Source organism: Vitiosangium sp. GDMCC 1.1324, from assembly GCF_003044305.1.
Classification (GTDB): domain Bacteria; phylum Myxococcota; class Myxococcia; order Myxococcales; family Myxococcaceae; genus Archangium.
This window is the reverse complement of record NZ_PZOX01000004.1, coordinates 38,366-51,218: the sequence shown is the minus strand read 5'-3', so window position 1 is coordinate 51,218 and position 12,853 is coordinate 38,366. Positions and strand designations below refer to the sequence as shown.

The 12,853-nt window shown below is 67.5% G+C and carries 7 protein-coding genes; 2 read left to right on the top strand and 5 right to left on the bottom strand.

All coding sequences use genetic code 11. From position 1 onward, the window contains the following. Positions 1-60: 60 nt before the first annotated feature. Positions 61-1,584 carry a SulP family inorganic anion transporter gene (locus DAT35_RS12875; RefSeq protein WP_108067293.1) on the top strand — a complete coding sequence of 508 codons (1,524 nt, stop codon included), beginning with the start codon at positions 61-63 and terminating at the stop codon, positions 1,582-1,584. Positions 1,585-1,683: 99 nt separating this feature from the next. Here the strand turns inward: DAT35_RS12875 and DAT35_RS12870 are convergent, their stop codons facing one another. The 4 genes from DAT35_RS12870 to DAT35_RS12855 form a co-directional block, all read right to left on the bottom strand. Beyond that, positions 1,684-1,980 carry a hypothetical protein gene (locus DAT35_RS12870; RefSeq protein WP_108067292.1) on the bottom strand — a complete coding sequence of 99 codons (297 nt, stop codon included), beginning with the start codon at positions 1,978-1,980 and terminating at the stop codon, positions 1,684-1,686. A gap of 95 nt (positions 1,981-2,075) precedes the next feature. Further along, complete coding sequence (locus DAT35_RS12865) at positions 2,076-2,732, bottom strand: hypothetical protein (RefSeq protein WP_108067291.1); 657 nt, start codon at positions 2,730-2,732, stop codon at positions 2,076-2,078. A 13-nt stretch (positions 2,733-2,745) separates the two neighbouring features. Continuing rightward, the gene (locus DAT35_RS12860) at positions 2,746-4,626 is read right to left on the bottom strand and encodes a hypothetical protein (protein ID WP_146209685.1); all 1,881 of its coding nucleotides are present in this window, start codon (positions 4,624-4,626) and stop codon (positions 2,746-2,748) included. Positions 4,627-4,668: 42 nt separating this feature from the next. Further along, positions 4,669-10,332 carry an ATP-binding sensor histidine kinase gene (locus tag DAT35_RS12855; protein ID WP_108067289.1) on the bottom strand — a complete coding sequence of 1,888 codons (5,664 nt, stop codon included), beginning with the start codon at positions 10,330-10,332 and terminating at the stop codon, positions 4,669-4,671. Positions 10,333-10,640: 308 nt separating this feature from the next. On the opposite strand from DAT35_RS12855, the gene DAT35_RS12850 reads away from it, so the two are divergent. Continuing rightward, entirely contained in the window at positions 10,641-12,344 is a 1,704-nt protein-coding gene (locus DAT35_RS12850) for a phosphatidylinositol-specific phospholipase C domain-containing protein (protein ID WP_233261450.1), read from the top strand. Positions 12,345-12,350: 6 nt separating this feature from the next. Here the strand turns inward: DAT35_RS12850 and DAT35_RS12845 are convergent, their stop codons facing one another. Further along, positions 12,351-12,779: a cereblon family protein gene (locus DAT35_RS12845; protein ID WP_108067288.1), complete on the bottom strand. Its 429-nt coding sequence runs from the start codon at positions 12,777-12,779 to the stop codon at positions 12,351-12,353. Positions 12,780-12,853 lie beyond the last annotated feature (74 nt).

The window sequence follows — 12,853 nt, the reverse complement described above, 5'->3', positions numbered from 1 at the left end:
GTGTGCCCGACGCCCGGGGCATTCCTTTGCCTTCCCCTCCTCCTTTGATGATTGGAAACGATGGTGACGTCTCATTCTGAAGTCTCGGATTCGAAGGTCGACCTGTCCCCGCTGCGCAACTTCCGGTTCGACCTGCCGGCGGGACTGGTGGTGTTCCTGGTGGCGCTGCCGCTGTGTCTGGGGGTGGCGCTCGCGTCGGGCGCGCCGCTCTTGAGCGGACTCATCGCGGGCGTGGTGGGCGGGCTGGTCATTCCGCTGGTGAGCCGCTCGCCGCTGTCGGTGTGCGGGCCCGCGGCGGGGTTGGCCGCCATCGTGCTCGCGGGCATCCAGCAGATGGGCTCGTTCGAGGCGTTCGCGGCGGTGGTCGTGGTCGCGGGCGTGCTGCAGCTGGTGCTGGGCCTGTCGCGAGCAGGAGGCATCGTGTCGTTCATGCCCTCCAGCGTCATCAAGGGCATGCTCGCGGCCATCGGCCTGCTGCTCATCCTCAAGCAGCTCCCGTACGCGCTCGGCCTGCCCGGAGGGAAGCTGGACTTCTCGCCGGGCGCGCTGGCCGGCATCCACCCGGGGGCGCTCGCCCTGGGCGTGGTGTCGCTGGCCGTCCTCATCCTCTGGGAGCAGTTCAAGCCGAAGCGGCTCGCGGTGGTCCCGAGTGCCCTGCTGGCGGTGGTGGTGGCCACCCTGCTCAATGAGGTGCTGCGCGCCGTCGCGCCCTCGCTGGCGCTCGGCACGGGCTACCTGGTGACGCTGCCGGTGGATGGCGCGGCGAGCCTGGTCGAGCAACTGCGCTCGCCGGACTGGCGCGTGCTGGGCCAGAGCGGCGCCTGGGTGCTGGCGGTGACAGTGGGCGTGGTGGCCAGCCTGGAGACGCTGCTGTCGCTGGACGCGGTGGACCGGATGGACCCGTACCACCGCCGCACGCCGCTCAACCGGGAGCTGGTGGCGCAGGGCCTGGGCAATGCGTTGTCGGGGCTGCTGGGCGGGCTGCCCGTCACCTCGGTCATCGTGCGCAGCAGCGCCAACGTCAACGCGGGTGGCCGCACGCGGCTGGCGACGATGGTGCATGGCGCGCTGCTGCTCGGTGCCGTCCTCCTGGCGGGAGACCTGTTGCGCCGCATTCCCCTGGCGAGCCTGGCCGCCATCCTGCTGGTGACGGGCTACAAGCTGGCGAAGCCGGCGCTGTTCCGCGCCATGTACAGCTTGGGGTGGAACCAGTTCGTGCCCTTCGTCGTCACCATCGGCGCCATCTTGGTGACCGACCTGCTCAAGGGCATCGTGGTGGGACTGGGGGTGGCCCTGGCGTTCATCCTCCGCAACCACCTGCGCGCCCCGTACACGCTGCGCCACGAGGGGGACCGCTTCGTCATCTCGTTGAAGGGGGAGGTGTACTTCTTCAACAAGGCGTCGCTGTTGCAGGCCCTGGAGCGCCTGCCGGAGGGCTCGGTCGTCGTGGTGGATGGGTCGGCGGCGGACTTCATCGACCACGACATCATCGAGGCGCTCGGCAGCTTCGGACACGCGGCGCCCCAGCGGAACATCCGGCTGGAGATGCGGGACATCGGACGCACACCGGCGATGGTCGCGTGAGGAGCGAGCGGCGCCCGGGCTACACGCTGGCGCCGCTCCCCCGTCGGACTCCCTCCTCCCAGCTCATGCTGGAGGAGGAGGGCGCCGGACATCAGCGGCTCACGGGAAGGGGCATGCGGTCTGGCAGGACCAGTTGTACACGCAGCAGATCTGCCCATCCGCGCAGGTGATGTCGCCACAGATGAGAGGCTCGTCCGACCCGACCCGGCAGGCCGAGTTGATGCAGTACTGTCCGTTCGTGCAATCGGCGTTGGTCCGGCAGAACTTCAGGTCCTGCTCCATCGACGCCGGCTCCTGCCCCGCCGCCGAGCCGTCCTCCATACCGCCACAGCCCGCCAGCGCACCGAACCCCAGGGCCGCGAACATCACCAGGCCACGCAGCTTGTTCCTGCTCATCTCGATTCTCCTTGAAAGAGGAAAGATCGATTCTAATGGTTCAGGTTTCGCGGGAACAGGACAATCCTTGCCCACACGGCTCAGAGCCCTTTTGGTCACACGGCGGTGCCCATCACCTTGGCAGCCCAGTGGCGCGTCTCGTCGTCCACGTTCTTCATCAACGTGTCGAAACGCCCTGCGCGCATCAACTCCACCAACTGCTCGTCCCTCGCGAGGATTCTGGTCGCGTCCCAGGGAAAGAGGAGAGCCTGCTCACCCGTCTGCTGGTAGCGCGGGTCCGCGACCAGGGCTTCCAGGTAGCGCGAATAACTGTCAAAGAACCGGTCCACGTTCGAGGCCACCGGAATGACTTTGGGCTCGTACTCGTAGGTGTTTATCTCCACTACGGGTTGCCTTCCCCGCCCATCCGCGAGGCCAGGCACGGTGGCGTAGGCGTAGACGTGACCACCGAACACAATCACGGGCTCACCCAGGCGAGCCCAGTCGCGCTCCCGCCACGATTTGTTGTTCTCCTCCAGCCTGTGCACCTGGTCGTCGGAGCGGGTGAGTCCCCATCCCCCCACCTTTGGGGCGAAAGACGCGTATCCCAAACGGGCATAGACGCTCGCCAGGACCGGATCGACGGGAACACCCTCCAACAAGCTCCCGGCCTTCAGTGGCTCACGGGCTGGAGGGGCGGTCTCCAGCCCCAGCCTCAACCGCTGACACACGTCCATCAGCCGCTCCAGCCCGGGCAGGTTCATGGGTTCCATCGCTCCTCCTCGTCTAATCGAGGCCAGGGAATTGGCGCCGCAGCTCCCTCAGAGCTGTGTCCCTGGCCTGCTCTGCTGTCCTCAAGAGTCCTGGCGGATTGTCGACGCGGTGGTACCAGGGCTCGAACTGCCTATCAATGAGCTCGGCTGCGCGTCTCACTTCGTCCGCAGTCGGGTTGGGCCGGGCCTTCCGAAACTTCTCCCATAGGAAATTGATTTCCCCGTGAATGGGACGCCGCAACATCGCCAGGTTCTCCGCTGCGTTGATGTCTTCAGCCGGGAAGAGGTGCGCGTACTGGAGTGGTCGCCGGTGATGAATGGGAAGCTCCGCTCGCAATTCATCCAGACTCTTGGCGAACTGTGGGTACAGCTCCGCGTAGTACTTGCGGGCCTCCTGCCGAAGTGAGTTCTTCAAACCATCACCCAGCGGCTGCTGGATGGCTTGTTCGAGGCGGATGAAGAGGCTCCGTAGCGCCTCGCGCTCGCTCCGGCTCAGGGCCTGCTCGCCTTCCAGCGCCAACTTTTGCCAGAGCCGCTCGAAGGTTGCCCGCTCCTGTCCGTTCAGACGCTTGAGCGCGGTGCGCAGCCACCCGGCCGCCACCTCGGGTTCGCGGCCCAGCGCTCTCGTTACCCACTCCAGCCCCTCCGTCGCGAAGAAGCCCAAGCCCTTCGCGATGATGCCTGCCGCCATCCACAGGGCCAACTCCTCCACGCCCCGTTGCGCCAGCCACGCCGAGCCCTCCACCACGCCCTCCCGCCAGCGGAGCAGGGTGGCCTCGTGCATGGACAGGTACCAGCTTGGCCCGGGCGGCTGCACCGCGCGCTCCACCCACGCGGATTCCACCCGTCCTCTCGCTCGCGCTTCTCCCAGCCGGTGCTCGGCCCGCAGCACCACGCGCACCGTGCGCGCGCCCAGCCCTTCGGTGAAGGGGAGCAGTGCCTGCACCAGGTGGCCCGTCACCTCGCCCGTGAGCGGCTGGGAGCTGCCTCCTACTCCCTCGTTCGTGAGGCGCACCTCGCGCAACCGCCAGCCGGCGAGCCGGCTGTCCTCCAGTTGCACTTCGAACTCCACCCGCGCCGCGCCCCCAGACGGCACCCGCACGGCGCTCGTCCATCTGCCAGCCGCTTCGTGGAAGGCGAGAAAGGTGGCGGCCGGGGTGCCTTGCGCGCGCACCGGGAATGTCCGGGCCTCGGAGGGGCGGACGGACAGGTGCGTGGCGTCGTAGTCCACTGCCCAGCGCGCCTCCTCGCGCTGCAGCTTCAGCACCACCTCTCCCGTCCGCCGCCCGATGTACTCGGTGAAGACGCGGCGCAGCACCCGCGCCAATCCCTCGGCGTCCACCGGCCTTCCCACGTGACTGCCCTTGCGCTCCTCCTGGTAGCCCATCGGCGTCAGCGCGCCCCCTTCCACCCAGAAGGTGAAGGCCAGCACTGTCCCCACCTCCCTCACTTCGCTGCCCAGGCCCACCACCCGCGCCAGCGCCCTATCCACCTCCGCCTCTCGTGCAGCCTCTATGTCTCTCCCCTCTCGTTGCGCTGCCAACGCCAGCGCCGCCGCCCGGGCCTGCTCTGCCCGCCGCGCCCGCTCCTGGGAATCCTGCGCATGGGGGGCTCCGCCGTCAGGCCCCCATGCCCCTGTCGAGGTTTGCACGGAGATGGGGCTTGCTTCGGCACCGCCGCTACTACCGACAGCGGAGGGCACCACTCGCGTGGGCGGTGAGCCGGTGGAGTCCTGGTGCATGAGCGGCCGGTAGCCGTACCTGCCTACGCCGCCCTCCAACGGTGCACCCGTGGCGCAACCCACCTGCAGTACGAGCGCCGCCACGGCCACCACGCGCAACCACAGACGCCGGCGCGCACCGGCCGGGCTCGGCCCAATACGACGGATGGACACACCGCACCTCCCGGCAAGTCCCAAGGTCTGGAAACCGTGACATCAGAGGCCGGTACAGGGCAACTCGACCGTGAAGGTCGCCCCTTCTCCCGGTTGGCTCTCGACCTGGATGTTGCCTCCATGCGCCTCGGCGATTCCCCGGCTGATGTACAGGCCGAGACCCAACCCGCCGTAGTGCCTTTCCGAGACGGCGCGCTCGAAGCGGCCGAAGATTCGAGCACGCTGGCTCGGCTCGATGCCGATTCCGTGATCCGTCACCGTCAAGCGGGCCCTTCCGTCCTGCTTCTCGACCCGGAGCTCGATGGGCCGGCCCGCTCCGAACTTGATGGCATTGGATAGGAGGTTGGCGACGATCTGCCCGAGCCGGGTGCGATCCCACACGCCCACGGCACGGGTGTCTTCCTGGATGGAGATCGGACACCGGGCCCGCGTCAGCTCCGGTGCGAAGTGCTCGACCGTCTCTCGGACGACGGCTCCAAGGTCGACGTCCCTGAGCTCCAGGGGGAGCCGCCCCGAGTGGAGCAGCGAGACGTCGAGGAGGGCGCGGTTCAACCTGCTGAGGCGTGCTCCCTGCTGCAACGCGCGCTCGAGCTGCCTCTTCAGGTCCTGGGGCTCGACGAGCCGTCCCATCTGGAGCGCCCGGAGCAGGGATTGAAGCGCGAGTGTGAGAGAGGTCAGCGGTGTATTGAGCTCGTGCGAGGCTACGGACAGGAACTCGTCCCGCACACGGATGGCGTCCTGGGTCTGGCCATAGAGCCGCGCGTTGTCGATGGCGGTCGCGGCGCGGCGCGCCACCTCCTGCGCCAGCTCGAGCTCGGCGTTCCCATAATGGTACCCCGCCACCCCCGAGACGAGGGTGATCACCCCGAGCATCTGTCCACGCGCGATGATCGGGACGACCAGCGCGGTGCGGCTCCCCAGCTCCTGGATGAGCCGTTGGTGCTCCGCGTCGTCGGTCATGCGCCGGATGAGGTCGTCGGACAGATCCGGCAGGACGAGCGGCTGGCGGTTGCGCTGAACTCCCGTCGCCCCGTGGGCCGAACCCTGATGGGGCGGATGCTTCTGCCGGAGCGTCTCGAGCAACGGCTCCTTCAAGGGATCGGCGTGCGCCCCCGTCAGCCGGCGGAGCTGCCCGTCCTCCACGACGTCGATCACACACCAGTCGGCCATGGAGCGGACGCACAGCCGGCTGAGCCGCATGAGTGTCTCCTCGTAATTGAGCGACTCGGAGAGGAGCTCTCCTGCCTCGGCGAGGAACCTCGAGCGGCGCTCCGCGAGCTCGGCCTTGGCCCGGGCCGACTGCTCCCGGGCGAGCAGCAATGCGTTCTCCAGGGAGATGGCGGCCTGGGAGGCGAGCAGCTCCAGTGCGGCGAGCCGCTCGTGGGTGAACGCGCCTGGGACGAGGCGGTTCTCCAGGTACAGCAGTCCGATCACCTCGGCCTGCCGGAGGATGGGCAGGCACAGGAGTGCTCTGGGCCTGACGCGGGCCAGGTACGCGTCCGAGGCGTATTTCACGGACCCGGCGGCGTCGTCGAGAATCACCCGCTCCTTTGTCCTCACCACGTAATGGACGAGCGAGACGGGGGCGAGCGCCGGTGAGAGGGGCTGTGACTGCAACACCTGAGACACCACCCCTCGTCCCTCGACGAGGTTCGCCTCGGCCTCGAGCGAGAGGGCGCCATTCCGGGACAGGATCAGGCAGCCCCGCTGCGCTCCCCCTTGCTCGAGCACGACCTCGAGCAGCGTGCACAGGAGCTTGTCGAGGATGATCTCCCCCGAGATGCTCTGCGACGCCTTGACCACCGAGAGCAGGTCGAGCTGCTCGGTGTGAGCGGAGATGGTGACCAGGGGCTCGAGGGGTTTGTGTTCCACGAGGTGGGGATGGCGCTGGTCGAGCCACCTCACCTTGCCGTCGGCACCCCAACGCACATAGCAGGCGCGGGCTTCGCGCAGGTACGTGTCGGCGAACATCCCGAACCCACGGGCCCGGTAGAACCGCGCCGCGTACTCGTAGGCGAGTGCCTCGTGTTGTACGAGGCCGTTCGTCCGAGCGGACTGGAGGGCCTCCTCGTAGAGCCGCATGGCCTCCTCGCCCTGGCCCGACAGGTGGGCGAGCTCCGCGGAGACGAGGGCATGGGCGCTCTGGAAGGTTGGCGGGTAGTTCTCCGCCCACTCCCGGAGCTGCTCGCGGTGGGCGGTGAGCGCGTCCATGGCTTCCCGCTTCCGCTCGGACGGGAGCTCGGCGCAGACCGCCGCCAGCGCCATGGCGTCATAGAAATGGAAGAGGTAGACGTCGACCAGGGCGAGGCAGGAGCCCAGCAGCTCCCGGCCCTTCCTGCCCGCGGCGAGGGCTTCTTCGTAGTCGCCCGCCATGAACAGCGCCGCGAGCCGCATCAGGTGATACAGGCAGACCACCGTCTTGTTCCGGTTCCCGGTCAGCCGGGCCTCGAACTCCGCCGCGTGGAAGCGCTCGCCGTCGAAGCTCGAGAGGTGCCGTGTCTCTCCACGCAGGGCCTGGACGAAGCGCTCCACGACGAGGAGTGTGTCGTAGGCATCCTGAAACCGGGCCCGGCGGATGAAGTCGAAGCCCTGCTCTGATTCGCGATGAACCTCGGCCAGGGGATCGCCCCGCGCGAACATCTGGGTGACGATGTGGTGCCAGGCGAAACAGCTCGCCAGCACGTCTCCCTCCTCCACGCCGACCGTGAAGGATTTGCGCGTGTGCTCCAGGCTCGTCTCGATGGGGCGGCTCCAGAACGAGACGACCCCCAGGCTCGCGTACACCTTCGCCTTGTGGGCGATGAACTCGGGCCGCTTCGTCAGTTCCAGGGCCACGCTGGCGAACCGGTACCCTTCCTCGTACCGGTGATACGCATGGCACAGGCTCATGCCAAACCAGGTGTAGATGGAAGGTGAGGCGGCGGCATTGCCGTAGCGCAGGCAGAGGAGTACGGAGTGGCAGAGGGTCAGGTTGAGGAGGTGGAGGTCCGTGGAGAATGACGGCACGCGCATGCTGACCAGGAGGTTCATGGCGGCCTGCACGTCAGGGTCCGTCATGGGCGGCAGCGCGAGGAACTCCTCGATTGGCCGGTCTCCGAGATGACTCCAGACCGAGCGGTAGACCAGCTCCACCTCGCCTGCCGAGGGATGCGGCGACATCTCGATCCCGAACATCCGAAGCCCCTCGAGCGCGATCTCGATGGATGCGCCGAGCTCACCCCGGGTGAGCTGGGTGCTGCTCTGGAGGCAATGGACGGCGGCGCGTTCCGCGCGTGTCCGGGCGTGCCGCAGGAGCTCGGGGAAGAGCCGCTCGGCCTCGTTGAAGTTTCCGCTCAGGAACTCGCAATGCGCCCGCTCGAGGAACAGCCCGTAGGCGAGTCTGTACTCGCGCTCCCAGGAGCCGCTGTCGAGCATCTCCATGCCCGTGGTGAGGTAGCTCACGGCGATCCGGTAGGCCGCGGAGGCCTTGGCCTTGCGCGCGGCGCGCAGATTCAACTCCGCGATACGGGTCCTCTCCTGCGGCTCCGTGACCATGGGCGCCCCCAGGTCGAGCTGGGTGACGACCTCGAAGAGCTGCTCGTCGAGCTCCTCCTGGGGAGTGCGCGCCATGAGCAGGCGGCCGATCCGCAGGTGCAGCTCGCGCCGGTGCCCTTCGGACAAGAGGGAGTAGGCGGCCTGTTGCACGCGGTCATGCGCGAAGGCGTAGGCCTCGCGCGAGTAGAGGACGAGCCCCTCCCGGACCGCATCGAGCAAGTCATGGCGGGTCTCCTCCTCGGACTTCCTGCCCGCGAGCGCGAGGAGGGACATCTTCCCCTTGCTGCCGATGCAGGCCGCGGTCTCCAGGACGTCCTGTACGGGGGAGGGAAGCCCCGCGAGCTTGCCGAGCATGAAGTCGACGACGTTGTCCGTGTAGCCCTTCTGGCGGATCCGCTCGAGGTCCCACCGCCAGGCCGTGGAGGACTCGTCGAACTCGAGCAGCCGCTCCTCGTAGAGGGTCGTCAGGAATTGGAGGATGAAGAAGGGGGTGCCGCCCGTCTTCTCATAGACGAGGGTGGCCAGCGAGCGGGTGCGCTCTGGCTCCGCCTCGTGCACGGCGTCCGCCACGAGCTGGACCACGTGCTCCAGCCGCAGCGGTGAGAGGCGAAACCCACTCATGGCCGCAGAGGTCTTCTTCATCCGCTCGAGCAGCAGCGTGAGCAGATGGGAGGCGGAGACCTCGTTGTCGCGCCAGGTCCCGATGAGGAGGAGGTGGCGCGTTCCGGGCTCGACGAGGAGATCCTCGATGAGCCCGAGGCTGCCCGAGTCGGCCCACTGAAGATCGTCGAGGAAGAGGACGATGGGGTGCTCCCGCGTCGCGAACACCCCCAGGAACTTCCGGAAGGTGCCGCGGAAGCGCCGCTCCGCCTCGGACGGCGGCAGCTCGGGAACGGGAGGGAGCTCTCCGAGGAGCAGCTTGAGCGGGGAGATGACGTCGAGGAGCAGCCGGGTGTTCGGGCCGAGCGCTTCCCAGAGCGCTTGTCTCGTGGCGTTCAGCCGTTCCTCGTCCTCGGCCAGCAGGTCGAGCACGAGCGCCTTGAAGGCCTGGGCCATGGTGGCATACGGGACGTTGCGCGCGTACGGGTCGAACTTGCCCGACAGGAAGTTTCCTCCCGCCCGGACGACGGTCTCGTGGAAGTCGCGCACGAGCGCGGACTTGCCGACTCCGGAGTCCCCGCCCACCATGACGAGCTCCGGAGTCCCCTGGGTCCTCACGCGCTCGAAGGCGCCGTGCAGGTGGGCGAGCTCGGCCTCACGGCCGTAGAGCCTCTGGGGAATCCGGAGCAGGCCGGTGATGTCTCGCTCTCCCAGGGGGAATGGCTCGAGGGTGCCGTGCTCACGCCATTGCACCAGGCACCGCTCCAGGTCGTGGGCAAGCCCGCGGGCGCACTGGTAGCGATCGTCCACCGCCTTGGCTAGCAGCTTCATCACGATGCGCGAGAGCGTCTCGGGCACCGTGCAGACGAGCTCGGAAGGGGACGGAGGTGTGCGGGCGATATGGGAGTGGACCCACTCCAGGGGGTCTCTCGCGTCGAACGGAAGCCTGCCCGTGAGCATCTGGTAGTAGATGACGCCGAGCGAGTAGAGATCGGAGCGGTTGTCGATCGCCCGGTTCGTCCGCCCGGTCTGCTCTGGAGACATGTAGGGCAGGGAGCCCTCGATATGACGAGGGCTCCGCGGGGACGCGTGCTCGCGAGGAATGCGCGAGGCAATGCCGAAGTCCGTCAGCTTCACCTCACCCGTGGAGGCTCTGACGAGGATGCTTTGGGGCCTGAGCTCCTTGTGGACGACGTCCTGCCGGTGGATGTCCGCGACCGCCGCGGTGATGTGCAGGGCGAGGGGGAGGAATCGCCCGATGTCCATGGGCGAGCCGAGGAGGTGATCGAGCGATTCGCCGCCAAAATCCTCGAGGACGAGGACCGGAAGACCCTCGTACGTCTTGAGGGCGAGCGGACTGGTGATGCTCCGGACGTCCAGCGCCTTGCCGATTTCGAGCTCATGCTTCAAGCGCTCGAGGTCCTGGGGGCGGCTGCGCTTCGAGTCGATGACCTTGAGGATGACCGGGTGGTGATCGGCGTTGCGGATCGCGCGAAGCAGGCGCGTTCCATTGCCGTCCCCGTCCTGGAGGGTCGTGACGATGGTGTAGGGCGAGGCAGTGTGTGTCGTCATGGCCGTTGCGGCCCCAATCGGCCATGGAATGGCCGACGCCCAGGCCACTCTCAGTGCGTGGGCGCACGAGCCGGCAACGCCGCGACGCCAGGAGATCGTACGAACCTCGTCAGGTCGGATCAACCCCGAGCGCGGCGCGCCCCCGCTCGGAGAGGGAGCCCCCGGGCGAAACGCGCCCGCGGCAGGGGCTGAGGCGCTGGGCAGGCTGGCTTCTGGAATGACGCGAATATCAGCTTTTGCTGACTTCGCGGGAAGAGTCCGTGATAGTTCGCGCGAGGCTTACCGCCTTGCTCATGGAGGGCTTCCTCGTGTCATTGCACCGCTCACGCTGTGTTCGCCATGCCGTCCTGGTCCTCGCTGTCTTCCTGCTCATGCCGGCGCCCTTCGCCGCCGCCCATGGCCGGTATCTCAACGACGCCGGCTCCATCCCCACGAGCCATCCCAACTGGATGCGGTGGATTCCCGACTCGACGAGCCTCGCGGCCCTGTCCCTGCCGGGCACCCACGACACCATGGCCAATGACACGGAGTGGTACGTGACCGCGATTGAGCGGGCCTGGGTCCTGACCCAGAGCCTGGAGCTTCGTCCCCAGTTGGACGCGGGCATCCGTGTGCTGGACATCCGCGCCCGCCACATCGGGGATCGCTTCACCATCCATCACGACGCCTATTACGTCATGGCGAACTTCGATGATGTGTTGGGGACGGCCATCCAGTTCTTGAGGGACAACCCCACCGAGACCGTCCTGATGCGGGTCAAGAAGGAGTACAACGAAGAGAGCACCACCCGCTCCTTCGCCGCCACGTTCGAGTGGTATCGCAATCAGGCGGCCTATTCCCCATACATCTGGCGCGGCACCACCGTCCCCACGCTGGGCGAGGTCCGGGGAAAGATTGTCATCCTCGATGACTTCGCGGGGGGCGCCTATGGAATCAGTTGGGACAGCCTCAACAAGCAGGATGCGTGGACGGAGACCAACACCACCAACAAGTGGAACCTGGTGCGCACCCACCTCGAGGCGACCAACTCGGGCAGCCCCAATACCTTGTATGTCAATTTCCTGAGTGCTTCGGGGGCAGGGGGAACTCCCAAGGGCGTCGCGGGCGGTGTCAATGAACAGGCCCTCCACTACCTCGTTGGAGGCAACGTCGTCCGCACGGGAGTGCTCATGATGGACTTCCCGGGGGCGGGGTTGATCGACGCCATCATCGCCCATGACTTCCGCCTGGCCGCCAGCGCGGGCACCGTGGGGAATGACTTCGGGACCGCCTTCAACAACGTCTCCTATGGTTTCCACAGCGACGGTGATGACGAGGCGCGGGACCGGGTGCTCGAGGCCAGGGCCTTCGTGAACCATGTACTGCCGGGCGTGTACTGGCACGTGCTGGTGTCGGGCACGCCGGGCGGCGACAACTGGGGGTACTCGGTGACCTACCAGGGCCTCTACCGGCAGTCGGATTGGAGCGATGGCTATAGCCATGTGGCGTTCAGCACCGTGTCGAGCGACAGCGCGGTCAGCGAGAGCTTCCTGGCCAGCTACGTGGACGGAGTCCTGAGCGGACTGGGGGGCACCGCGGAGCAGCGGGCCGCCCAGCTGGCCTCACTGGTGCGGGCGCGCTTCCCCTTCCAGTCCTGGAGCGTCCTGGTCAAGCGCGCACCGGGCGGCTTCGACAACTGGGCGTACAGTGCGTGGGGCGCTCAGTACATGCGTTGGTACGGCGACTACGCTTACGCGGTGTGGGGTTATTCACCCCAGGCGGGTGTCTATCTGTATGAGCACACGGGCTATCTGGGCGACGTCCGTCAATTGACGGGTTCGGTCAGCTCGCTCGAGAGCCTGGGCTTCAATGACAAGACCTCCTCCATCCGTATCATCGGGAACTACCGCGCCAATATCTGGGAGCACATCAACAACGGTGGCGCGGGCCTGTACGTCCCGCAGACCCGTGACGATCTCGTCAGTCAGGGATGGAATGACCGGGTCTCCTCCGTCGAGATCTGGCGCTACTGACGGCGCTCAGCTCGGGGTGGTGAGGCGGTCGAGCACCAGGCCGAAGAAGTCGCTCTCACCGTGGAAGGCCCAGCCCAGGTGCGCCTTGCAGGCGGCGCACAGGGCGTACTCCCAGGTGGAGCCGGGGAACCAGCTCGCCTCCGCGGTGGGCGGGCCGATGACGAGACAGCCCTCGGCCCGGGTGAAGCAGCCGAAGTGGAAGACGTACCCGGAGGGGTTGACGCGGGTATGGGTGTGGCGGCCGTTCAACGTGGTGCGGTCCCGCTCGCGGGTGATGACGTGGCCACAGCGCGTGCAGCACAGCGGCGTCTCCGGGGCGCGGGACTCGGTCTCCTCCTCGGCCTGGCTGGCGGGCGTGGCCTCGGCGGGGGTGGCGGGCGTGCCCTTGAGCCACCGTGCTCTCGGGGACTGCCGTGTCCAGGGGGAGGGATTCATGACGCGATTCCACGGAGGGGAGGCCCTCCCCGCTGCTCTTGCCCATGCGCGTGGCCGGATGCAAGGCCTCGCTT

Excerpts from the sequence above, each read along its gene's own strand:
- DAT35_RS12875 (WP_108067293.1), top strand. The coding sequence starts at position 61 with ATGGTGACGTCTCATTCTGAAGTCTCGGATTCGAAGGTCGACCTGTCC.
- DAT35_RS12855 (WP_108067289.1), bottom strand. The coding sequence starts at position 10,332 with ATGACGACACACACTGCCTCGCCCTACACCATCGTCACGACCCTCCAG.
- DAT35_RS12870 (WP_108067292.1), bottom strand. The coding sequence starts at position 1,980 with ATGAGCAGGAACAAGCTGCGTGGCCTGGTGATGTTCGCGGCCCTGGGG.
- DAT35_RS12845 (WP_108067288.1), bottom strand. The coding sequence starts at position 12,779 with ATGAATCCCTCCCCCTGGACACGGCAGTCCCCGAGAGCACGGTGGCTC.
- DAT35_RS12865 (WP_108067291.1), bottom strand. The coding sequence starts at position 2,732 with ATGGAACCCATGAACCTGCCCGGGCTGGAGCGGCTGATGGACGTGTGT.